Raw genomic sequence first — 23,444 nt, 5'->3', positions numbered from 1 at the left:
CTCTTCCTTTTCGAACCGGCAATGCCTGATACGATGCATCAATCTGATCAAGATATTCGCAATCGCCTGCTGATTGCCCGCCTGCCGGCCATGCCGCAGATCCTCATCAAGCTGATCGCCCACCTGCAGGCCGACGACGCCGGCATGCCGGAGCTGGCCGCCCTGATCGCCAAGGATGCCGGCATGACCAGCAAGATCCTCGGCGTGGCCAACAGCTCGGCCTACCATCGCCAGAGCAAGGTCGTCAGCCTGGAGCAATCGCTCGTCTCTCTGGGCACGGACATGATCAAGACCCTGGTCATCAGCGAGTCCGTGTTCCAGACCTTCAACAGCTTTCCCCATTCCGGCAGCACGGATTTGCGCGCCTTCTGGAAAAGTTCGCTGTCGGCCGCCGTCATGGCGCGCGCGCTGGCCAAGGCCATGGCCTATCCGCACGTCGAGGAAGCGTATCTGGCAGGCTTGCTGCACAACGTGGGCCGCCTGGCCTTGCTGGCCACGGCGCCGAAGGAGTACGCGTTCAATTTCACGGCGCGCGACGATGCCGCCCTGTGCGCGGTGGAGCAGCGCACCTTGCAGATCACGCATGCCGAAGCGGGCGCCTGGCTGATCGAGCGCTGGCAGCTCGATTCCTTCCTGGCCGACAGCGTGCTGTATCACCATGAACCGCTGGCGCGCCTGGAAGCGAGCCATCCCTTGATTCGCATCGTGCGCCTGGCACACCTGCTGTGCTTCCATGCGGACGATGCGGCGTCGGTCACGCAGGCGGCAAGCCTGTGCGCGCTGGACGTCGAGGTACTGGAAGATCTGTCCGGCAGCGTGGCGCGCCAGGTGGCACAGGCCGCGCAGCACCTGGGCATCGACCTGGCCGGCGCGGACGATGTCGCCACGCCGCCCGCGTATGCGCCGCCGCCCGTCGATCCGGTGCAGCAGCGTCTTTCCGACGAAGTGCGCAACATGGTGCTGGTGTCCGAAATGGGTCAGACCTTCGCCCGCCAGCAGGGAGAAAGCAGCCTGCTCGACGCCATCACCCGCTCGGCCCGCATCCTGTTCGATTTCGACACCGCCGTGATCCTGCTGCAAAACCCCACCGGCCATGCGCTCGTCGGCGTGGCGGCGGGCGAACATCAGCAGCGCCTGGCCGGGTTCTCGGTCCCACTGGCCAAGGGCGGGCCTCTGGCCGCCTCGGCGCTGGAGTGCCAGCCGGCGTTCCTGAAACGCGACATGCCGGCGCTGGGCATCGTCGAGGAACAGCTGTTCCGCATTCTCGGCACGGACAGCCTGGTCTGCCTGCCTTTGGCGGCGGGCCAGCGCAGCCTCGGTGTGCTCATTGGCGGCGTGGCGGCGTGGCAGATTCCCGCTTGCCAGAAGCGCGAGGGTTTCCTGCGCGCGTATGCCAACCAGGCCGCCACGGCGCTGGAAGCGGCCATCAGCGCGCGCGGCCTGGCGCGGCGCCAGCTCGATCACGTGGCCGAGGAATACCGCGCCGCCTCGCGCCGCGTCGTGCATGAAGTGAATAACCCGCTGTCCATCATCAAGAATTACCTGAGCGTGCTCGATCACAAGCTGGAGAAACAGGAGCCGGTCAGGGGCGAGATGGCTATCCTGAACGAGGAAATCGACCGCGTCGGCCACTTGATCAGCGGCCTGGCCGATCTGCAGCCAGCGGCGGCCAGCGGCGTGACCGATTGCGCGCGCGTGGTCGACGATGTGCTGCGCCTGTTCCGCGCCACCGACTTCCTGCCGCCGAAGATCGAGGTGGTCACGCGCATGCAGGACGCGCCATGCGAGGTGGAGGCCGATGCCGACATGCTCAAGCAAATCCTGCTCAACCTGCTGAAAAACGCCGTCGAAGCCTTGCCCGATGGCGGGCGCATCGAAGTGGCGAACCGTGGCCACGTCAACCGCGACCGCCGCCTGTATCTGGAGCTGTGCGTCAGCGACAATGGCGCCGGCCTGGCGTCCGAAGTGCTGGCCCATCTGTTTTCCCCTGTGCGCAGCAGCAAGGAAGGCGCGCATCACGGCCTGGGTTTGTCCATCGTGCATGACCTGGTCACCCGCCTGCATGGCGTGATCGGCTGCCGCAGCGGCAAGTCCGGCACGTCGTTTGAAATTCTGCTGCCCGTTCCCATGCCGGCGAGCGCTGCGGCCGCGCTGCCCGCGCCGGGCAATACCGCCTTGTCTTCGTAACGTCCATGAACTCCTCCGCCATTCCATTTGACCTGGAAAACAGCCCGCGCATCCTGCTGGTCGACGACGAGCCCCGCCTGCTCGCTTCCCTCCACGAATTGCTGAAGGACCGCGGCTACCAGCTGCACACGGCCACCTGCGGCAGCGAGGCGCTGGCGCAGTTGTCGAAACTGCGCTTCGACCTGATCCTGCTGGACTTGCGCCTGCCCGATATGAGCGGCCATGAAATCATGGACCATATCAACCGGCGCGGCATCGAGGGCGACGTGATCGTCATGAGCGGCGACGTCGGCATCGAGGCGGCCATCGGCGCCCTGAAACGGGGCGCCTACGATTATCTGCGCAAGCCCTACAGCCGCGAGGAGCTGCTCAAGACGGTGGAGAACGCGCTGCAGAAGCGCAAGCTGGCGCTGGAGAACGAGCGCATCGCGCTGCAGCTGGAAAACTCGGAAAAGATGTACCGCTACCTGGTCGACAGCTCGCCCGACATCATCTATACGCTGAACCACGAAGGCCGCATCACCTTCATCAACGACAGGGTGCACCAGTTGCTGGGCTTTAGCCGCGAAGAGCTGATCGGCAGCCATTATTCCATCCTCGTGCACGACGAGGACCAGGAGCGGGCGCGCTATGCCTTCAATGAGCGCCGCCTCGACGAGCGCGCTTCGCGCAATGTGGAACTGCGCCTGAAGTGCCATAGCGGCAGCGGCAGCGACCGCACCTTCAACAACACGCTGATGACGATCCCGCTCAATTCGATCGGCATGCACAGCCACGATCACGAAGCGAAGAAGCAGGAATGCTTCGGCACTTACGGCGTGGCGCGCGACATCACCGACCGCAAGCGCGCCGAGGAAGTCATCTCTTACCAGGCCTATCACGACATCCTGACGGACCTGCCGAACCGCATGCTGTTCAAGGACCGCCTGGGGCTGGCCGTGATCCAGGCGCGGCGCAAGCTGACGGAACTGGCCGTGATGTTCATCGACCTCGATCGTTTTAAATTGGTCAACGATACCCTGGGCCACGTCAAGGGCGACGAGTTGCTGCAGCAGGTGGCGCTGCGCCTGAAGGATTGTTTGCGCCGCGGCGATACCCTGGCGCGCCAGGGCGGCGATGAATTCACCATCGTGCTGCCGGAACTGCGCGACCGCCAGGATGCGCGCCTGATCGCCGACAAGTTCCTCGAATGCCTGCACCAGCCCTTCGACCTCGATGGCAACCAGGTGCATATTTCGGCCTCCATCGGCATCGCCATCTATCCGGGCGACGGCGAGACCATCGACGAGCTGCTGCGCCACGCCGACATCGCCATGTACCAGGTCAAGGCACTGGGCAAGAACGGCCACAGTTTTTATCACGAGTCCATGCTCGATGTGTCGCACCAGAAGATCGCGCTCGAGCAAAGCCTGCGCAAGGCGCTGGAGCTGAACCAGCTGGAGATGTATTACCAGCCGCAGGTGGACGTGATGACGGGCCGCATCGTCGGCGCCGAAGGCCTGATGCGCTGGAATCACCCGCAGCGCGGCTTGCTGACGGCCGGCGAATTTTTGCCGTTCGCCGAGGAAAACGGCTTGATGCTGCCGATCTCGGACTGGATGCTGGGCGCCCTGTGCCGCGACCTGGTGCAGTGGAACGCGGCTGGCGGCGAAGCCGTGCGCCTGTCGCTCAATTTGTCGCCGCAATACCTGGACCGGGGCGACTTTTTCGAGAAGATGCGCGGCGCGCTGACGCGCTATGGCATCGCGCCGGAAAAGATCGAAGTGGAGATCACGGAAAACATCTGCATCCGCAACCCGCAGTATGCGATCGAGCAGCTGAACAAGCTGTGCCAGCTGGGCGTGTCGGTCGCCATCGACGATTTCGGCACCGGCTATTCCTCGCTGTCGTACCTGCACCGCTTCCCCATCCACACCATCAAGATCGACCAGTCGTTCGTGAAGGAGATCCACGACGAGCACGGACACTATCCCGTCATCCTGGCCATCATCTCGATCGCGCGCGGCCTGGGTCTGCACCTGATCGCCGAAGGTGTGGAAACGGAAGGCCAGGCGCGCTATCTGCAGGACAAGGGCTGCACCACGATGCAGGGCTATCTGTACCACCGGCCCATTTCGCTGGGCAGCTTCATCGGCGTGCTGCAGGAGCAGAACCGCCTGATCGCCGATGCGGCTCCCGCGCTGTCGCCAACGCTGGCCATCGAGGCTTGACCGTGCCGCTTGCCGCTCCCCGCCACACGGCTGCTCATTCCGCGGCTGCTCATTACACGGCTGATTACCTGCGCCTGAAAGGGCTGGCCGAGAAGGGCAATGCGAACGCCCAGCACGGCCTGGGCTTCATGTATTTCAATGGACAGGGCATCGAACAAAGCTATGCGCTGGCGCTGCACTGGTATGGCCTGGCCGCCGCGCAGGGGTTCGAGCATGCGCAATACAACCTGGGCGTGATGTGCCAGAAGGGGCAGGGCGTGGCGCAGGATTTTGCGCAGGCGGCGCACTGGTACCAGCAGGCGGCCGAGCAGGGCTACGCGGCGGCGCAGTACAACCTGGGCTGGATGTATGCCAAGGGCCAGGGCCTCGCGCAAGATAGCGGGCTAGCCATGCTGTGGTTCAGCCGCGCGGCGGAACAGGGCGACGCGGGCGCGCAAAACAATCTGGGCATGATGTATGACAACGGCAAAGGCGTGCCGCAGGACTTCGTGCAAGCCATCAATTGGTACCGCAAGGCGGCCGAACAGGGGTATGCGCGGGCGCAGTTCAACCTGGGCCTGCGCTACGACAATGGCCAGGGCGTGCGGCAGGACCGCCAGCAGGCGATGGCCTGGATGCGCAAGGCGGCCGAGCAGGGCTATGCGCCGGCCCAGTTCAACCTGGCGCTGCGCTATGAAAATGGCGACGTGCTGCCGCAGGACAGCAGGCAGGCGATCGCCTGGTACCGGCGCGCCGCCGAGCAGGGCCACGCCAGTTCGCAGTTCAACCTGGGCCTGATCTACGACAATGGCCAGGGCGTGCCCTGCGATAAACAGGCGGCACTCGCGTGGTACGTGAAGGCGGCCGGCCAGGGACATGCGGCGGCCCAGCACAACCTGGGCCTGCACCATGAGCATGGCGCGCAGGACTATACCCGGGCGCAGGTCTTCTACCGCCAGGCGGCAGAGCAGGGCTTTCCCGCCGCGCAGTATCAGCTGGGACTGTTGCATGAGCATGGGCAGGGCATGCCTGCTGATGCGCAGGAAGCCATCTTCTGGTACCGCAAGGCGGCCGACCAGGGACACGTGCGGGCGCAGTTCGACCTGGGCTTGCGCTATGAGCATGGCCAGGGCGTGCCGCAGGATCTGTCGCTGGCGCTGGAGTGGTACCGCCGTGCCGCCGAGCAGGATTACGCGCCGGCGCAATACATGCAGGGCGTGTTGCACGACCGCGACGATGGTCCTGCGCCCGACAGCCAACTGGCCTGCGCCTGCTACTGCCGCGCCGCCGCGCAGGGCCACAGCCTGGCCCAGTTCGCGCTGGGCCTGCGGCATGACAATGGCCAGGATGTGCCGCAGGATTATGCCGCCGCCTGGGACTGGTATGCGCTGGCCGCACGCCAGGGCCACGCGCGGGCGCAAATGAATCTGGGCTTGATGGCGGCCAGCGGCCAGGGTGGCCCGCTCGATTTGCAGCAGGCCTATATCTGGCTGTCGATGGCGGCGGCGGCCGGCGTGGCCGGCGCGGAAAAATCCTTGCGCCAGACGGCGGCGCGCATGCGCGAGACGGATCTGGCGCGGGTGCGCGAACAACTGGCGGCGATAGCAGGCTGAACCACACCGCGGGCGTTAGCGTGCGCGGATACAACAGCAGCTACTGTATAGTCCTTTCCCTTCGCCATCTGTGGCGCCCCTTGTTTCCCCTGGACGCAAAAAATTGCTGCGGTATTTGCGGTTTTGATGTGCTAAGGTTCCAGAAGAAGGTGGTCTGTACATTCTTTAGAAAAGGAAAACCATGCGCCTGAACCTGTTCCCTGGCCGTCCTGCCGCCATCCTGTGTGTGCTGGCGTTGCTGTCGTCCGGCGCACGCGCCGCCGGTCCCCTGGATGCCCTCAGCAACCAGGATGCCAGCAATGGCTTGAAGGCGGCGCTGGAAGCCGGTTCGTCCGCCGCCGTTGCCAAGTTGGGCATCGAAAATGGTTTCCTGAACAACGATAAGGTCAAGATCAAGCTGCCCGGCATCCTGGAGCAAGCCAGGCCCTTGCTGAAAATGACGGGCCGCGGCCAGCAGCTGGACGACCTGGTGGTGGCGATGAACCGTGCCGCCGAGTCTGCCGTGCCCATGGCCAAGCCCTTGCTGCTCGATGCGGTCAAGTCGATGAGCGTGAGCGATGCGAAAAATATCCTGTCCGGTGGCGACACTTCGGTGACGGACTTTTTCCGCCAGAAGACCTCGGCACCGCTGGCCGTCAAATTTTTGCCCATCGTGAAATCCGTGACCGACCGTTCCGGCCTGGCCGGCAAATACAACAGCACCATGAGCCAGATCGGCAAGACGGGACTGGTGCCGCAGCAGCAATCGACGGTGGAAGGCTATGTCACGGAGCGTGCGCTTGACGGCCTGTACCTGATGATCGGCGAGGAAGAAAAAGCCATCCGCAGTAATCCGCTTGCGTATGGCAGCAAGATTATCGGCAAAGTATTTGGCAGTTTGAAGTAACGATTCCCGCCTGCCGCAGTGCCGCAGGCGGTGTCTGCGCCGCATGGGCAAGTGTGGCGCAAGGGAAACAAGTTAAGCATTTGCTACAAGAAAACAATGTTAGAATTCCGTGACATACATTCCTGAGGCATGGTTGAGCAACGATCTGCTGCCCGGGCGTGCCCAGTTTTAGTGGCGAACTGACGCGTGGCATTGCAAGATGCCCGTTGGTTGGCCTTTTTTCGTTTCATTCACGTTTCCCCAAGCTCATTGATTTTCTGAATACATTCTCAGGAATTCCAGGTGCAGGATATTTTAGGTAGCCGGATTTGTTAAGCGTACTCAGAAAATCAATCAAATATACCTGGTGTGGCTGTCTGGTGCTTGGCGCGCCTTCGGTGATGGCCGCGACGCCGAATCATGGTGGCCAGTCCGGCTATATCAATATGCCCAGCGCCGTGGTGGAAACGGACGGCACCTTCAGCGTCGGCTACAGCTACGACAGCCCGTATGGCCAGTTATGGGCCACGGCGAATATCCTGCCTTTCCTGCAAATGACGGGACGTTATGTGTCGATATCGGGCATTCCTGGTTTTACCAACGTGCCCGGTGAATATGGCAGCGGCTATGGCCGCTACAAGGATAAAGTCGTCGACGGTAAATTGCGCCTGTGGACGGAAACGCAGTGGATGCCGTCTGTCGCCGTCGGCATGACGGATCTGTTCGGTACCGAGCTGTTCAAGGGACAATATGTGGTTGCCACCAAGACTTTTGGCGCCAGCAAGAATATCGAAGCGAGCCTGGGCTATGCCCATAAACGCCCGGATGGCGTGTTTGCCGGCGCGCGCTGGACGCCTGCCGCGCTGCCGCGCTGGTCGGTGGTGGCCGAATACGATACGACGAATTACTTGCGCGACTTCCGCGCCAGCGAAACGAATGCCGGCAAGCGCCGCAAGGGCGCGTCCGTGGGCCTGGAATACCGCTGGGGCTGGCTTGCCCTGCAAGCGGCACGCAGCCGCGACCAGTTCAGCGTGAACGCCTTTGTCAGCATTCCGTTTGGCGAACGCGAATTCGTGCCGAAGGTGTATGAACCAGCATATTTCGTCGACGACAAGAATCCACCGCCGCTGCCGAGCAAGGAAGAGTGGCACCGCGACGCCGTGTACGGCGCCGATCTGGTGAAGGCGCTGGTCAAGCAGGACTACAAGAATATCCGTGTCGAGCAGGAAGGCAATGTTCTCAGCCTGAGCCTGACCAACAGCCGTATTTCGAACATGGGCCGCGCCGTTGGCCGTGCCGCGCGCACGGCCGTTGCCTTCACGCCGAAGGGCGTGACGACCCTGCGCATCACGTATACCAAGCTGGACCAGCCAATCGCCACCTACGAATTCTTTGATTTGCCCAAACTGAATGACTATTTGGCAGGCAAGATCGACCGCAAGGCTTTCCTCGACGTCGTGCTGCTGCGCTATCCGGAGAAAAGCGATGTCATCCGGGATGATCAGCAAGGCTGGCTGCAGGAATTTCTCGATCAGCCGGCGCCCGTCGTTGCCGCCGCGCCTGCTCCGGTACTTGCTGTGGCTCCCGCGACTGCAGTTGCGCCATCGGCGCCTGCCCCCGCCGTTTCCGTACCGGCTCCCGCCAAGGTTGCCAACGTCCTCAAGGACGATGGCAAGCTGGCCGTCGGCGTCGGCGTCGACGGCGACGTGGTGCAGATCAAATCGCTGGACCGGGAGGCGAACCGTTTCAAGATCGCTCCCAAGGTGGGCTTCTTCTTCAATGACCCGAGCGGCGCCTTCCGTTATTCGATTTCGGCCGTGGCCAATTACGACCGCCGCCTGGGCGACGGCCTGTACCTGAATACTGCCGCCAGCCTGCAGTTGCTGGAAACGGTATCGGGCGTCAAGCAGCCATCGAACAGCAACTTGCCGCATGTGCGCACGGATGTAGCGGAATACTTGCGCGGCGGGCGTTTCTCGCTGAGCCGCGTCTTGCTGAACAAATACAACAATCCTGCCGAGCGCGTGTATACCCGCATGTCGGCCGGCCTGTATGAAGACATGTTCCGCGGCGTGGGTGGCCAGGTGCTGTACCTGCCGAAGGATAGCCGCTGGGCGGCCGACGTGGCTGTCGATGCCTTGCAGCAGCGTGGATTCAAGGGCTTGCTCGACTCGCGCGACTACAAGACGGTGACGGCGATCAGTTCCCTGCATTACCGCTTGCCGCACGACATTACCGTGACGGCCCGCGCCGGCCGCTTCCTGGCCAAAGACACGGGCGTGCGCATGGAATTCAAGCGCCGTTTCCAGTCCGGCATCGAAGTCGGCGCCTGGTATACGCATACGAACGGCAACGACATCACCAGCCCTGGCACGCCGTCGAAGCCGTACCAGGACCGTGGCATCTTCCTGTCCGTGCCGCTCAACAGCATGTTGCCGATGGATACGCAATCGACGGCCGGCTTCGCCCTTGCGCCATGGACGCGCGACGTGGGGCAGATGGTGGCTTCGCCGGGCGACCTGTACGACATGTTCGAGCGCCCGCGCGCCGACATGCACAGCTACGATGGCCTCGGCAACTTTGCCGAGCGCCCGGACGAACAGCACCTGCCTGCCGTCAATCCGCCGGACCGGCCGTTTGTCAGCCCCTGGCCCGCCATGCGCGCGCGCCTGGCGCAATCCGCGTCCGCTACGCCGAGCGCCCCTGAATGGCTCAAGGCAACGGTGGTGGTCGGCGGCGTGGTAGTGGCTTCCGCGCTGGCCGACAAACCGGTCGACCGTTTCGTCAAGAAGCACGAGGATTCCAAGGTCTACCGCAACTGGGACAAGCTGGGCAAGGCCATGCCGTTTGCTTTGGTCGGCGCAGCCGGTGCAGCGTTTGCGTTTGGCGATGAGCGCTTGCAGAATATCGGGCTCATTTCCATGCAGTCGGTGGCGGCCGCCACCGGCCTGGCAGTGGTGGGGAAATATGCGATTGGCCGTGCCCGTCCTGATGAGGAACGGGGCGCGTGGACCAGTGTGGGCAGCGGGAAATCCCGGTCGGACTCATCCTTTCCATCGGGACATGCGGCCATAGCATTTGCCGCCGTCACGCCGTTCGCCAAGGAGTACGATGCGCCATGGCTGTACAGCGTGGCCGCCGTGGGTTCCGCCGGCCGCGTGTTTGGCCGCAAGCACTGGGTCTCCGACACGGTCGCCGGCGGCATCCTGGGTTATGCCGTGGGCAGCTGGCTGTGGCACGCCCAGCGCGACCAGAGCAAATCGGGCCTGTCGATCAATCCCGGACCGAAAGAAATCAGCGTGACCTGGCAGGGCAAGTATTAAGCGCGCATGGCGCTCCCTTTACTCATACAACATCATTTATCCAGACAAAGACCAGCATGAAAAAGCAACTTCGTACTTCCCCGCCTTTCGTGAAACACGTGATTTTCTCGGCTTTCCTGCTGGGCACAACTTCTGCCTATGCAGCAGGGCAGGACCTGGACATGGCTGACATGCCGCGCTCGAATCTGTCTCAAGCACAAGCGAGCGAGTCGGGCGCAGGTACCTTGCCGAGTATCCGTAGCGGTCGCAGCGATCCGCGCCAGGCGAAAACGCTGGCTGCCAATAATCTCAGCAAGCAGGCTGCGGCGGATGCCAAAGTCGGCGCTTTCGAAGAGTATGTCGATGGCGTGACGGGAAAAAAACTGAGCATCTTCGGCAAGGATTTGTTCAGTGACGTGCCGTCCACCTTTGCGCCGCTCGATGGTGTCCAGGTAAACCAGGAATACGTGATCGGTACGGGCGACGAGTTGCAGGTACGCGGCTGGGGCATGGTCGACATCGACGTCAGCGCCACGGTCGACCGCAGCGGCGCGATCTTCATTCCACGCGTCGGCTCCATCAAGGTCAGCGGCGTGCAGTACAAGGATTTGCAGGGCTATTTGAAAAAAGCCATCGGCAAGATCTACACCAATTTCGACCTGACGGCCAGCATCGCGCAAACGCGCGCCGTGCAGGTATACGTGGTCGGCCATGCGGTACGTCCCGGTACATACACCTTGAATTCCATGAGCACCCTGCTCAACGCCCTGTTTACGTCGGGCGGTCCGGATGCCACCGGCAGCATGCGCAATATCCAGCTCAAACGCGGCAAGGATACCGTCAGCACGTTCGATTTGTATGACATGCTGGTCAAGGGCGACAAGAGCCGCGACGTCACCTTGCGTGATGGCGACGTGATCTACATTCCTGAAGTGGGTCCGCTGGTGGCCTTGACAGGCAACGTGAAGCAACCGGCCATTTTCGAGTTGAAAGGCAGCGCGACACTGGCCGATGTACTGAGCTGGGCCGGCGGTTTTGATTCGGCTGCTGAAACCAAACAGGTTGTGGTCGAAAAAAACATCGACAATCAATATAAAACTGTACTGGACTTGGTGGCCGACAAAGGCGTCTCCGCCAGTCAGTTGGCCGGCATTGCCGTCAAACCGACCGATATCCTGCGCGTGTTCGCCCCAGGTGCCGTACCGATCCAGGCACAAATCCAGAATGAATACGTGCGCGTGGCTGGTGAAGCAAAGCAGAGCGGCATTTTCTTGTTGAAAAAAGGTGAAACCCTGCGCGAGCTGATTGCCCGTGTCGGCGGCGCCAATGAAAACGGCTACCTGTACGCGACACAGCTGAACCGTGAATCCGTACGCCGCGCCCAGCAAATCAAATTGAACCAGGTGGCCGACCGCTTCGAGCGCGACCTGGAATCGAACGCCAGCCAGCGCATGGCGGCCAGCGGCGACAAGGAGAGTGCGGCGAAAACCGCAGCAGAAGTCGAGCAGCAGCGCCGCATCGTGCAGAAACTGCGCACCATCAAGGCCGAGGGCCGCATCGTGCTCGATTTGCCTGGCGTCGATACGCAAATCAAGAACTTACCCGACTTGCCTTTGCAGGATGGCGATACCATTCTGATCCCGCGCCGTCCAGGCACGGTGGATGTGCTTGGCTCGGTCTTCCAGCAAAATGCCTTTGTCTACCGTCCGCAACGTACGGTTAACGATTATGTACAACAAGCCGGTGGCATCACATCCAACGCGGACAAATCCGAAATGTATGTGATTCGTGCCGATGGCACGGCGCAAAGCGGTCAAGGTACGGGCTGGTTTAGCGGCCTTGGCGGCACGGCATTGAATCCGGGTGATACGGTTGTGGTGCCTGAAAAAATTGAGCGTAGTACGTTCATACAGAGTCTGAAGGAATGGACTGCGATTTTCTATCAGTTTGGTTTGGGAGCGGCGGGGTTGAAGGTTTTAAAGGATTAAATACTTTTTAAAAAGAAAAATCAACCTATCATAAGTGAGAAAGTAATGCAGAGCAATTTGAAAAGGGATGTTGATAATTCACGTTTTTCGCTAGAAAAATCTGATGCGATAAGTTTTCTTGATTTGTTAATTATCGCAGCGCGTTATAAATGTTTAATTATTTTATGCCCGTTAGTTTTTGCTGCAATTTTCTTTACGGTAGGATTACTGTTGCCTGCAAGTTATACATCCAAGGCGATGGTTATGTTACCTCAACAGCAAAGCTCCGGTGCCGCGGCTCTTTTGGGACAAATTAGTGGTATGGGCTCTGTTGCAGGTAACCTTAGTGGCTTTAAAAATCCAAATGATTTGTATGTCGGCCTATTACAAAGCCAGACCATTGCAGATAAGTTAATCGGGCGATTCGACTTAAAAGCGCGTTATAACGTTAAGACTTTTGACGATGCTAGAAAAAAGTTGGAAAAAAGGAGCGATGTCAATAATGGCAAGGGGGGATTGATTACAATTCTGGCACAAGACATCGATCCAAAATTTTCTGCTCAGTTGGCGAATGCCTATGTAGATGAGTTAATTAATTTGACGAGCACATTGAATTTTTCTGAAGCATCTCAACGCCGGGCTTTCCTTGGGAAAGAGTTGGCTGATGCAAAGATCAAGCTGGCTGACGCTGAGCAAAAGCTAAAAGTTAGTCAGGAAAAAAGCGGAATGATACAGCTTGGGGCACAAGTTCAAGGTTTACTTACCAGTGTTGCCCAATTGAAAGGAATGATTGCCGCAAAAGAGGTACAGTTAAATACCATGCGTAGCTTCGCAACAGCACAAAATCCAGAAGCACGTCGGATGGAGGAAGAAATTCGTGGACTTAAGAACCAACTCAGCAAGTTGGAACAGGCGGCATCAGGTAATGATAACGGAGCCTCTGTAGTAACAGGAAATGTTCCTGAGGTAGGGTTGGAATACATTAGACATGTTCGGGATGTTAAATATTACGAATCCATATTCGAAATACTGGCAAAGCAATTTGAAATTGCAAAACTGGATGAGGCCAGAAATGCTGTCGCTGTGCAGATAGTTGATGTTGCTGTCGCAGCAGAAAAAAACAATGGGATGTCTCATGCATTATTGATTTTAGCAGGCTTATTTTTTGGTTTCCTCGTCGCCGTATTTTTCATATTTACCAAGGAAAGCATTACGGAATCGCGGGTCAAAAATTCTGACAAGTGGATGGAATTGAAAAGAAAATTATCTTGATTTTTATTCATCTGAATGTTGGGCCATTCAGATGAATAATATCATCCGCTATGCTAAAAATTGGAGCATAAACTACCTTGTTTTTCATATTCGCATTAATCGTCGGAATTTTAGATATGGCTATCCTCGGATATGCAGGCTCACGCATTGGTGAGTTAGCTCTCGTTGTCTACCTATTTCCAGTAGTTTTTCAAAGTTTATTGACGAAAAAAAATTTTGGCTTTTCTATTTTGATTCTGTTATTGCTTTTAATTTCTTCATGTATTGGAAAAGAAAATATATTCTGGACTTTCAAGATAAGTATATTTTTGGCATATGCTTCGGCAATGCGATTTGTTGTCACTAAAAATATCCTAGACAGTATGTTCGGTATATTGTGCGGATGGAACTTATATGCCCTTTTTATGGTATTGACGGGTTCATCATTTTTGGCAAAATACGTCTTGCCACACATGTGCATTTTTATAATAGCTGTATTTTTTTACAACGCGGTAAAGAATATTTTATATCGAAATATTGCATGTTTTTTTTCTATCATAGCATTATTTGTTGCTATTAGCTCCAATAGCCGGGGGCAAATCTTATTGGCAATAGCTGTCGGAATATTCTGCTCCTTATATTGCATGCGAATAAAAATTAAGTATTTGATATTTTTTGTTTTTATGTTCCCAGTAATTTATATAGTAGCGGGCCTATACAATTACCTGCATCTTGCATCATTGTTGCAGAGTGCCAATGGGCTGAGTCAGGTGAATGCCGGAGATATGGAACGGTCTACAACAATTTTTTATTCTATTTCAATGCTGCCACAAAACTTATTTGGGCAAAATATCGATAATATAAAAAATGGCATGGGGGCATATTTGAACTTGCTTGTAGAGGCCGAAATTCAAACAATTTCAGCGCATAACATTTTAAGTGACTCTTTATTATACGTAGGCATAGCCGGGGGGGGGGTGATGCTTTTCATCTATAAGAGATTTTTGCAATTAGCATATTATGCTTTGAATCAGATAAAACAAAAAAAACTCGCTGTAATCGGACTATCGGTCTTGGTTGTCGTCGGCTATATAATATCAACTTCACCTGTTGCAGGATTGGAGCGCGTAGAAATATTATATTGCGTGGCGCTATTATGGTATGTTTTTTTTGAAGCTCAAAATAATATTTCCGAAAAATAAAAATGAAGATTTTATATATAATAAATTCACTTAATATAGGTGGTGCTGAAGTTCTGCTTCTTAATATTACAGAGAACTTGAAAGTAAAAGGTCATGATGTAACGATTTTATGCCTTGAAGATGGCCATGATCATATAAAAGAAAAAGCAAAAGAAAAAAAGATAGCATGGATAACTTTAAAGAGGAAAAGATATCTTTCGATCTTTGAAATGCTTGCATATGTAAGAGCGAATGGGCCGTACGACATATGCCATACTCATCTGTATCCTGCATTTTTATACGGTGTAATTTTGAAGCTTTTCTCATCAGTAAAAGTGTTATTGCATTCTGAACATAATACTACAAATAATCGCCGTAAATGGTGGTTCAAGCCAATTGACCGATTTTTATATCGCCATGTCAATTCAGTAGTATCAATCAGTGAGGGTGTTTCAAAAGAACTTATTAAGTGGTTGCCTGAATTAAATTCTAAGACAACGGTTATATTTAATTGCATAAATTTTTCGGAAAGAAAAGAAGTTTATTCTCTAGATGGAGATATAAAATTATTATGTGTTGGTCGTCTAGTAGAAGATAAGAATATTTTCTTGCAGTTGAATGCTTTAAAGTATATTGAAAAGATATCTATTGATTATGTTGGGAATGGCCATTTATTACAGGATTTGAATAATTATGCATGCGGGCAGAACGTAAATCACAAAGTTCGGTTTTTGGGCCCTGTAAAGAATTTGGAAACTATTTATAAAGATTACGATGCGCTGGTACATTCCTCGAAAATTGAAGGCTTTGGGCTTGTTGTTGCAGAGGCCATTTCTGCCGGATTACCTGTTATCGTAGGAAATATACCTGGCGTACGAGAAGTTGCGGGAGACTTGGGACTTTATTTTGACGTAAACGATGAAAAATCATTGGTCGATAAAATTAGTATATTTAGAGAGATGTCTGCCGAACAAAGAGCCGCTCTTGGTGCGCTTTTGATCGAACGATCTCAGCTTTTTTCTATTGATAGTTATGTGAATCAGTTGACTACTCTATATCAGGAGTTGATCGAAGCAAAATGAAAGGATGAACTTGGTTTATACTAAGTCCGCATTTTTTGCCCTGGCAGGAAGAGTTATTTCAGCCGGGGCACAATTTCTTCTAACTGTCATCATTACCCGTTTTTCTGGTACAGAAGAAGCTGGCATATTTTTTTCCATCTATGTATGGATACTTCTGGCTTCTGCCATGGGACAGTGTGGTTTATCCATGGTAGCCTTGCGGTTGAGTGAGGTGGCAAGAGAAAATCAGGGACTAAAAATAAGAAGCATTCTGATAGTGACGATCGTTTCCGCTTTTATTCTGGGTGGAGGAAGTGTATTTGTCGCAAATTTCTTTATTGATATATTTTCTAAATCTAATGTTTCAATTGTTTTTTTGATGTTATGGGTTGCAGGATTCTCCATAAATCAAATTAATGCAGATATTTACAGAGGTCTAAATAATCAGATTGCTGCTGCTCTGCTGGGATCCATAGGCCTTATTGTCATGTTGTTGGCAGTAATAATAGTTATTTTAAGTGGCGGTGCTTTTAATAATATTTTTATTGCAATCCCCATTTGCTGGTCGGTCCTAGGAATGGGAGGTATTTTCTTTACACTCAGAACTATCAAGGATCATAATATATTTAATCCGGGGAGAAATACGGTTTCGGCGAGCAGGGTTTATGAGGTGATGAGAGAGGCAGCCAAGTCCATGCTTGCTTCTATTTTTGCATTCATAGCTACACAAGCTGATCAATTAGTTCTATCGAGTTTGTATAGCGCTCCTACTTATGCCATATATGCTGCCGGAGTCAAATGTGCACAAGTTTTTGGAATTGTTGCGAATATGCTTAATTCCTATATTGGGCCAATACTTCTTGCATCAATAAGATCAGGGAAAGATAATATTCAGGAGGTAATTCAAAAAAATAATAGGCATGTATCTCTATTAATTATTCCCCTGGTAATGTTGTTTGTTTTTTTCTCAAAAGTAATTGTTGAATTTTTATTCGGGAAAAATTACACGGATGCTTCCGTTATATTTTCGTTTTTCATCGTAGCCAGCGCATTCAATATTTGTACCGGACCTAAAGGCTTCTTACTATGGCTGCTAGGTCATGAGCGTACAGTTATAAGAATAATGACGTTTTTTGCCGCTCTTATTTCTATATCTTGTTGTATCGCGGTAGGTAGCGTATCTATGACAATGATTGCATTGATTATTTCTATTTTTCAGATTTTTCAATATATTGTTGAAGGTTATTTCCTTAAGGCAATAACAAAATTAAATATATTTAAATTTTAAAAGGCTTTTTATGCGTGTTTCAGTAATCATCGCTACATATAATGCGGAGTCAACCGTTAAAAAATGTATAGAGAGTATTTTTTCTCAAAGTTATAGTGATATTGAAGTGGTAGTAATGGATGGCGGTTCTTCGGACCGAACGGTGGAATATGTGAATTATTTTCAATCACCGAAAGTTATTGTTCGTTCTGAACGTGACAAGGGAATATATGATGCATGGAATAAAGGTATCGAGGTAGCGACAGGTGATTGGCTTGTATTTATCGGGGCGGACGATTATCTCGCTTCTTCTGAAGCCATTAAAAACGCACTTGAGTTAATTTCGGCTGAGAAATCTGACCAGCAACAAGCTATCTATTATGGCCGCTTGCTGGTTCTGGATGAGGCAGGCGTGGCGTTCGATGGCATTGGCTCAGAGTGGCTGGACCCATGGTCATTTGCTGGGCGTCATAAGTGGTGTCAATTTCCTATTCCAATCATGGCCGCGTTCTATCATAAATCCTGTTTCTTGAAGAATAGATTTGATGTAAATTATAAAATCATGGCGGATATTAATTTGGTGTTGTCCGTCGCACGAAAACGTGCTCCTAAGTATATTGGCGACATTAATATTACGGAAATGGGATTCGGCGGAATTAGTACCAATCCAAAACGTAGTTTGTTGTTGTTACGTGAGGCGATTGCCGTTCGAAAATATCATGGTTTAAGTATTTTTAATGTTCAGTTCGCAATATTGAGTGTAAAGCTATTTTTGAAGTATGCGATCACCACTGTTTTTGGACCGAAATCGGGTATAAGATTAGTTGGGCTGATGCATAAAATAAAAAGAATGAAGCTAAAAAGTATCAATGCGAATAAAAATCATCCGGTAACAAAGGAATTAAAATGAAGATTGGGTTGTTTCTTCAGCTTTTTCGTGCATTAAAAGTTATTACTTTAAATGAAGAAGATTTCAGAAAAGCCTGCCGTAGTCTCGCAAGACAAATAAAAATATCATTCAAACCTGATTTGATCGTAGCAATACCGCGAGGGGGATTGGATGTATATCTGAATATGAAAGATGATTTTTCTATCGTTCCTTACATTGAGTGCGCAATTTCACGTCCTTCAACAGACGTGAAAAAGAAAATCAATCTCAAGAAATTATTTAAGTATATTCCTTATTTTTTTCTGGATTTTATGCGTCGTATTGAAGCATTTATACGCGAAGGCCAAAGCTTGGGAAGAAAAGAAAAAAATAAAAAAAATATAGAATTAATGTGTCAAGGAAATGAAAATATAAAAAATATTTTGATTATTGATGATGCCGTAGACAGTGGCAGCACAATGAAATTGGTTCGGGATGCTGTAGCCGCTAAATTTCCAAATGCAGAAATTAAGACAGCGGCACTGGTTGTTACGTTTGTTAAACCTATTATTTATCCTGATTATTATGCACATAAAAGTTGTCTTTTGAGATTTCCTTGGTCGGAAGATTTTAAATGAAAAAAGTAGCGGTTTTTGATTTTGATGGAACTTTAATACCATTTAATTCATTTAAGTTTTTTTGTATATTTTTCATGTTTGCCTGTGTTTTTACACTCAGTTTTGGTTCTTTATGGCAAACATTAAAATTGTTTTATTCAAGAAAATTTAGAAATATTTCACATGTTGACTTCAAGGAAAAACTATGTGAATTGTATATGAAAATGGGTAATCCATTTTGTTCATTTTTTTCTAAATCATTAATACTATTTTTGCGAAAAGATATATTAGAGGAATTAAAAAAATGGCAATCTAACAACGAAGTAATTACTATTCTTAGCACGGCCGCCCCTAGCGCTTATGCTTTGAAAGTAGGCGAATTGCTGAAGTGTGATATGACAATAGGAGCTTTTGGATACTCTTCAAATAATTTCCTTATTCATGAAAATATTGGATTATTTAAAGCAGATAATTTGAGAAAACATTTTCAGGGAGTGGAGAATGTACGATTTATTGTCGCATATAGTGATAGTCGTGATGATCTTCCGTTATTTGAAATGTCAGAAATAAAAATATTGGTTTATCCTGGTCAAAAGGATATCGTGGCATTGGATGAAAAAAAAATTGAATATAAAATTTTTCTGTAGGGCGTCTGAATTAAAAAATTTAAATTCGTTGCAGCAAATCTCAGTTTCGTTGAATATTTTTTATTGAGTTGATTAGGGAAATTTATGAAAAAAGTTGCATTAATTACAGGGATTACTGGTCAAGATGGCGCATACCTCGCTGAATTCTTGTTGAAAAAAGACTATATTGTGCACGGTATTAAACGTCGTACTTCACTCTTTAATACCGACCGAATCGATCATCTTTTTGAAGACATTCATGTCGACAATCCACGCCTGGTGTTACACCATGGTGACCTTACCGACTCGACAAGCCTGATCCGTATCATCCAGTTGGTTCAACCAGATGAAATTTATAACCTTGCCGCACAGAGTCATGTGGCAGTTTCTTTCGAAGAGCCGGAATACACGGCTAACTCCGATGGCCTGGGTCCATTGCGTATTTTGGAAGCAATTCGTATCCTGGGTTTGGAGAAAAAAACCCGCTTCTATCAGGCCTCCACATCTGAACTTTATGGTTTGGTGCAAGAAACCCCGCAAAAAGAAACCACGCCGTTTTATCCGCGTAGTCCTTATGCTGTGGCAAAAATGTATGCATACTGGATTACGGTTAATTACCGCGAGGCTTATGGAATTTATGCCTGCAATGGTATCTTGTTTAATCATGAGTCGCCAATCCGTGGCGAAACATTCGTTACCCGGAAAATTACCCGTGCATTGGCACGCATTAAATTGAATATGCAAGAGTGTTTATATCTTGGTAATATCGATTCGCTGCGTGATTGGGGTCATGCACGAGACTATGTCGAAATGCAATGGTTGATGTTGCAGCAAGATAAAGCAGAAGACTTTGTTATCGCCACTGGAGAGCAACATAGCGTTCGCGAGTTTGTTACCTTGACGGCCAAGGAGTATGGCATCGTAATGCGCTGGGAAGGTAGTGGCGTGGATGAGGTCGGTGTCATTGATGGTTTCCTGCCAGATGCGGAGGCAATGCCTCATCTGTCGATTGGCCAAGTCCTCATGCGCGTTGACCCGCGTTACTTCCGGCCGACGGAAGTAGAGACACTGTTGGGCGACCCAACAAATGCAAAACAGAAACTGGGCTGGTCGCCAACGACTTCGTTCGCCTCACTGGTGACAGAAATGGCACAGGCCGATCTGGACCTGGCTCGTCGTGAACAGTTGATGCACGCTAGTGGATTCAAGGTCTATCCACGCGTTGGCACGTAGTTCAGGAGAGTGCCATGCGGATACTAATAACCGGCGGTAGTGGTATGGTCGGCAGCAATTTTCGTGAGCATGCGGCCGCAAAAAGCCATGAGTTACTGTGCCCATCCAGTCAAGATCTGAATCTTTTCTCGTATGAACAGACTGAAAAATTCATTCGTGAGGCGCAACCTGATCTGATCATTCATGCCGCCGGCCGGGTCGGCGGTATTCAGGCAAATATGCGGGAGCCAGTTAGGTTCTTGACGGAGAATCTGGATATGGGGCGGAATGTCATTCTTGCTGCCCGTGCGGCAGGAGTAAAGCGCCTGATTAATATCGGCAGCTCCTGCATGTATCCACGTAATGTGGATGTTCCACTCAGCGAAAACATGATACTGACTGGCGAACTGGAGCCGACGAATGAAGGCTATGCGATAGCGAAAATTACGGTTTCCCGTCTGTGTGACTACATCACGCGAGAAAATCCTGAATATCAGTACAAGACGGTCATCCCATGTAACTTGTATGGGCGGCATGATAAATTTGACCCGCGCTGGTCTCATCTGATCCCGGCCATCTTGCATAAAGTGCATGAGGCAAAGCTGCTGGGACAGACGATGGTCGAGATTTGGGGCGATGGCACCGCGCGGCGGGAGTTCATGTATGCGGGCGACCTGGCTGGCGCACTTTATAATGCGGCGGACAATTTTGACACCTTGCCCGGCACAGTAAACATCGGCCTTGGCACTGATTATTCGGTTAATGACTATTACGCAATTGCTGCTGAAGTGGTTGGTTACGAAGGTGAATTTGTTCACGATCTGACCAAGCCTGTAGGAATGAAGCGCAAACTTACATCGATAGCCCTTGCAAATACATGGGGTTGGAATGCCAAGACCTCGCTACGAGAAGGTTTGGCACTCACCTATGAATTCTATTTAAATACGGAGAAAAAATAATGTCCTATCCATTGGCAAGTACGACCTGGGATCAGGCGGAATACGCCGCCATACAAAAAGTTGTTGATTCTGGCATGTTTACGATGGGAAAACATGTTGCCGAATTTGAAAAAGACTTTGCCACTTACACCGGTAGCAAATATTGTGTCATGGTTAACTCCGGTTCATCGGCAAATCTGGCGATGGTCGCTGCGCTGATTTATCGCAAGGAAGGCGCCCTGAAACGAGGTGATGAGGTGATCGTGCCTGCGGTATCGTGGAGCACTACTTATTATCCTTTGTACCAGTATGGCCTGAAGATCAAGTTCGTCGACATTAATCTGGATACCTTGAACTACGACCTGGAGCAACTGGCTGCGGCAGTCACCGATAAGACACGCGCGATCATGACGGTTAATTTACTCGGTAATCCCAATGATTTTGATGCAATTCAGAAAATTGTTGCTGGTCGGGATATCATTGTTCTTGAAGATAACTGCGAGTCGATGGGCGCGGAATTCAACGGCCGTCAGGCTGGTACCCATGGTTTGATGGGCACTTATAGCACTTTTTTCAGCCATCATATCGCCACGATGGAAGGTGGCATGGTGGTGACTGATAATGAAGAGCTGTATCACATTCTGTTGTCGGTACGCGCGCATGGCTGGACCCGCAACTTGCCAAAAGAAAATTTGGTATGTGGCACTAAGAGCGACGATCCGTTCGTCGAATCGTTCCGCTTCGTTCTTCCTGGCTACAACTTGCGCCCTCTGGAAATGAGCGGCGCGATTGGCATTGAGCAAGTTAAAAAATTGCCAGCAATCATACAAGAGCGTCGTGCTAATGCGGCCAAATTCCTGGAATTGATGAAAGCTTATCCGGCCTTCCGGGTACAGGCAGAAATTGGAAAAAGCAGCTGGTTCGGTTTCAGCCTGGTCATCAATGCGGATGCGCCATTCATCCGAGCCGATGCGGTCGCCGCTTTTGAAAAATTCCAGATTGATTGCCGTCCTATCGTTGCCGGGAATTTTGCGAAAAATGAAGTGGTCAAATGGTTTGACAGCTCGGTGCACGGAGAGCTGGTGAACGCTAACTACATCGATACCCACGGTCTTTTCATCGGTAACCACCACTACGGTCTTGACGAACAATTCAGTCTATTGAAAGAAGCTTTGGATTCGCTTCCGGTATAAGAGTTTACATGCATCATTCAGCAGCGCTTAATGCTATGGTCGACTTCAATTGATTTCCGTCCTTATCGGCCGACTAATGCAGTTTATAATTGCATTAGTCGGTACTCGTCTCCTTACCACATTACTTTCTCCTGATGAAGTGGGAAGAATTGCGCTGATTATGGCAATCACTGCATTTTTTGCCATGTTCTTGGTTAATCCGGTCGGCATGTTTATCAATCGGCATCTGCATGAGTGGGCAGAAAAAGGCCAAATCAGGTTTTATTTTTTTCTTTATTGGAAGTATCTGCTGCTGGTTTGTGGCGCCGCTGCCATAATTTGTTATACGTTAAATTATTTCCACCTTATTTCACTGCATGCCAAAACATTTTGGCTCTTGATATTAATTTGTGGTTCTCTCTTCTTCAATACGGTCAACCAGATAGTCATTCCATCGTTGAATATGTTGGGGCATCGCCATGTATTCATTGTGCTGACCCTTGCTACTTTAATTACAGGATTAACGGCATCCTTTTGCCTAACAAAGGTGTTGCAGGCGAAAGCCGAATATTGGCTGCTTGGCCTCTTGTTAGGACAGGCAATTTTCGGATGGCTGGGTATGAAAATACTGTACAGCAGAGTCGCAGCATCAAAAACCGTTTCACTTCCTCTTCATGCATATCCTCTTAAGCAATTGTGGCATTATGCGTGGCCAGTCGCCTTGGCTGTTGGGCTCGGTTGGATGCAGATGCAAGGTTATCGGTTTATTCTGGAAAAACAAGTCGGCTTAGCTGTCCTTGGCCTCTATTTTGCCGGTTACGGTTTAAGCGCCTCTTTGCTGGCAGCTTTTGAATTGATCCTGACCACATATTTTCAACCGTTGCTTTACAAACGAGTGAGCATGCAGGGCCTCACCTTTGATGCTGCAGCGTGGAATAATTATGCCTCCGCTATTCTACCGGCGTTAATTTTTGTAACGGCAATTCTTTGTTTTTCTGCAAAAGAAATCACGGCGGTAATGCTCGGTTCATCTTATCAAGAGGCCGGTCGGTATGTGATGCTAGGTGTCCAGTTGTCCAGTCCCGTTTGATCATAAACGCGCTTAACGAATAGCTCCGGTTTCTTTTG

Annotated in this window: 17 protein-coding genes; all 17 read left to right on the top strand. The window is 51.6% G+C overall.

Annotated elements, in window-relative coordinates; genetic code table 11:
- Positions 1-33: 33 nt before the first annotated feature.
- The 17 genes from AC54AF_RS23850 (at position 34) to AC54AF_RS23770 (ending at position 23,406) form a co-directional block, all read left to right on the top strand.
- Positions 34-2,187, top strand: coding sequence for an HDOD domain-containing protein (locus tag AC54AF_RS23850; protein ID WP_496638544.1), 2,154 nt, complete (start codon positions 34-36; stop codon positions 2,185-2,187).
- A gap of 5 nt (positions 2,188-2,192) precedes the next feature.
- A complete protein-coding gene (locus AC54AF_RS23845) occupies positions 2,193-4,397 on the top strand; it encodes an EAL domain-containing response regulator (protein WP_496638543.1) in 2,205 nt (734 codons plus the stop codon).
- 2 nt (positions 4,398-4,399) lie between these two features.
- A complete protein-coding gene (locus tag AC54AF_RS23840; RefSeq protein ID WP_496638554.1) occupies positions 4,400-5,989 on the top strand; it encodes an SEL1-like repeat protein in 1,590 nt (529 codons plus the stop codon).
- Positions 5,990-6,170: 181 nt separating this feature from the next.
- A complete protein-coding gene (locus AC54AF_RS23835) occupies positions 6,171-6,875 on the top strand; it encodes a DUF4197 domain-containing protein (protein WP_496638542.1) in 705 nt (234 codons plus the stop codon).
- A gap of 380 nt (positions 6,876-7,255) precedes the next feature.
- Positions 7,256-10,177, top strand: a complete 2,922-nt coding sequence (locus AC54AF_RS23830; protein ID WP_496638541.1) for a YjbH domain-containing protein — start codon at positions 7,256-7,258, stop codon at positions 10,175-10,177.
- The gene (locus tag AC54AF_RS23825; protein WP_496638540.1) at positions 10,087-12,144 is read left to right on the top strand and encodes an SLBB domain-containing protein; all 2,058 of its coding nucleotides are present in this window, start codon (positions 10,087-10,089) and stop codon (positions 12,142-12,144) included. The genes AC54AF_RS23830 and AC54AF_RS23825 overlap by 91 nt, the downstream gene beginning before the upstream one ends.
- A 45-nt stretch (positions 12,145-12,189) precedes the next feature.
- Entirely contained in the window at positions 12,190-13,395 is a 1,206-nt protein-coding gene (locus tag AC54AF_RS23820; protein WP_496638539.1) for a GumC family protein, read from the top strand.
- 116 nt (positions 13,396-13,511) lie between these two features.
- Positions 13,512-14,576 carry a hypothetical protein gene (locus tag AC54AF_RS23815; protein ID WP_496638538.1) on the top strand — a complete coding sequence of 355 codons (1,065 nt, stop codon included), beginning with the start codon at positions 13,512-13,514 and terminating at the stop codon, positions 14,574-14,576.
- Positions 14,577-14,578: 2 nt separating this feature from the next.
- Positions 14,579-15,637, top strand: a complete 1,059-nt coding sequence (locus AC54AF_RS23810; RefSeq protein WP_496638537.1) for a glycosyltransferase family 4 protein — start codon at positions 14,579-14,581, stop codon at positions 15,635-15,637.
- Positions 15,638-15,647: 10 nt separating this feature from the next.
- A complete protein-coding gene (locus AC54AF_RS23805; protein ID WP_496638536.1) occupies positions 15,648-16,904 on the top strand; it encodes an oligosaccharide flippase family protein in 1,257 nt (418 codons plus the stop codon).
- A gap of 10 nt (positions 16,905-16,914) precedes the next feature.
- Positions 16,915-17,793 carry a glycosyltransferase family 2 protein gene (locus AC54AF_RS23800; protein ID WP_496638535.1) on the top strand — a complete coding sequence of 293 codons (879 nt, stop codon included), beginning with the start codon at positions 16,915-16,917 and terminating at the stop codon, positions 17,791-17,793.
- Positions 17,790-18,389, top strand: coding sequence for a phosphoribosyltransferase (locus tag AC54AF_RS23795; protein WP_496638534.1), 600 nt, complete (start codon positions 17,790-17,792; stop codon positions 18,387-18,389). The genes AC54AF_RS23800 and AC54AF_RS23795 overlap by 4 nt, the downstream gene beginning before the upstream one ends.
- Complete coding sequence (locus AC54AF_RS23790; protein WP_496638533.1) at positions 18,386-19,015, top strand: HAD family hydrolase; 630 nt, start codon at positions 18,386-18,388, stop codon at positions 19,013-19,015. The genes AC54AF_RS23795 and AC54AF_RS23790 overlap by 4 nt, the downstream gene beginning before the upstream one ends.
- An 84-nt stretch (positions 19,016-19,099) precedes the next feature.
- The gene (gmd, locus tag AC54AF_RS23785; RefSeq protein WP_436520700.1) at positions 19,100-20,227 is read left to right on the top strand and encodes a GDP-mannose 4,6-dehydratase; all 1,128 of its coding nucleotides are present in this window, start codon (positions 19,100-19,102) and stop codon (positions 20,225-20,227) included.
- Positions 20,228-20,241: 14 nt separating this feature from the next.
- Positions 20,242-21,165 carry a GDP-L-fucose synthase family protein gene (locus AC54AF_RS23780; protein ID WP_496638532.1) on the top strand — a complete coding sequence of 308 codons (924 nt, stop codon included), beginning with the start codon at positions 20,242-20,244 and terminating at the stop codon, positions 21,163-21,165.
- A complete protein-coding gene (locus AC54AF_RS23775; protein ID WP_496638531.1) occupies positions 21,165-22,337 on the top strand; it encodes a DegT/DnrJ/EryC1/StrS family aminotransferase in 1,173 nt (390 codons plus the stop codon). The genes AC54AF_RS23780 and AC54AF_RS23775 overlap by 1 nt, the downstream gene beginning before the upstream one ends.
- Positions 22,338-22,413: 76 nt before the next feature.
- Positions 22,414-23,406: a lipopolysaccharide biosynthesis protein gene (locus AC54AF_RS23770; RefSeq protein WP_496638530.1), complete on the top strand. Its 993-nt coding sequence runs from the start codon at positions 22,414-22,416 to the stop codon at positions 23,404-23,406.
- Positions 23,407-23,444 lie beyond the last annotated feature (38 nt).

It is taken from the genome of Janthinobacterium sp. JF4 (assembly GCF_059617925.1).
Note: the sequence above shows the minus strand (reverse complement) of the source record. Positions and strands in the feature narration are given on the sequence as shown.

Excerpts from the sequence above, each read along its gene's own strand:
- AC54AF_RS23830 (WP_496638541.1), top strand. The coding sequence starts at position 7,256 with ATGGCCGCGACGCCGAATCATGGTGGCCAGTCCGGCTATATCAATATG.
- AC54AF_RS23795 (WP_496638534.1), top strand. The coding sequence starts at position 17,790 with ATGAAGATTGGGTTGTTTCTTCAGCTTTTTCGTGCATTAAAAGTTATT.
- AC54AF_RS23790 (WP_496638533.1), top strand. The coding sequence starts at position 18,386 with ATGAAAAAAGTAGCGGTTTTTGATTTTGATGGAACTTTAATACCATTT.
- AC54AF_RS23775 (WP_496638531.1), top strand. The coding sequence starts at position 21,165 with ATGTCCTATCCATTGGCAAGTACGACCTGGGATCAGGCGGAATACGCC.
- AC54AF_RS23835 (WP_496638542.1), top strand. The coding sequence starts at position 6,171 with ATGCGCCTGAACCTGTTCCCTGGCCGTCCTGCCGCCATCCTGTGTGTG.
- AC54AF_RS23810 (WP_496638537.1), top strand. The coding sequence starts at position 14,579 with ATGAAGATTTTATATATAATAAATTCACTTAATATAGGTGGTGCTGAA.
- AC54AF_RS23845 (WP_496638543.1), top strand. The coding sequence starts at position 2,193 with ATGAACTCCTCCGCCATTCCATTTGACCTGGAAAACAGCCCGCGCATC.
- AC54AF_RS23815 (WP_496638538.1), top strand. The coding sequence starts at position 13,512 with ATGGCTATCCTCGGATATGCAGGCTCACGCATTGGTGAGTTAGCTCTC.
- AC54AF_RS23770 (WP_496638530.1), top strand. The coding sequence starts at position 22,414 with ATGCAGTTTATAATTGCATTAGTCGGTACTCGTCTCCTTACCACATTA.
- AC54AF_RS23800 (WP_496638535.1), top strand. The coding sequence starts at position 16,915 with ATGCGTGTTTCAGTAATCATCGCTACATATAATGCGGAGTCAACCGTT.
- AC54AF_RS23820 (WP_496638539.1), top strand. The coding sequence starts at position 12,190 with ATGCAGAGCAATTTGAAAAGGGATGTTGATAATTCACGTTTTTCGCTA.
- AC54AF_RS23780 (WP_496638532.1), top strand. The coding sequence starts at position 20,242 with ATGCGGATACTAATAACCGGCGGTAGTGGTATGGTCGGCAGCAATTTT.
- AC54AF_RS23850 (WP_496638544.1), top strand. The coding sequence starts at position 34 with ATGCATCAATCTGATCAAGATATTCGCAATCGCCTGCTGATTGCCCGC.
- gmd (WP_436520700.1), top strand. The coding sequence starts at position 19,100 with ATGAAAAAAGTTGCATTAATTACAGGGATTACTGGTCAAGATGGCGCA.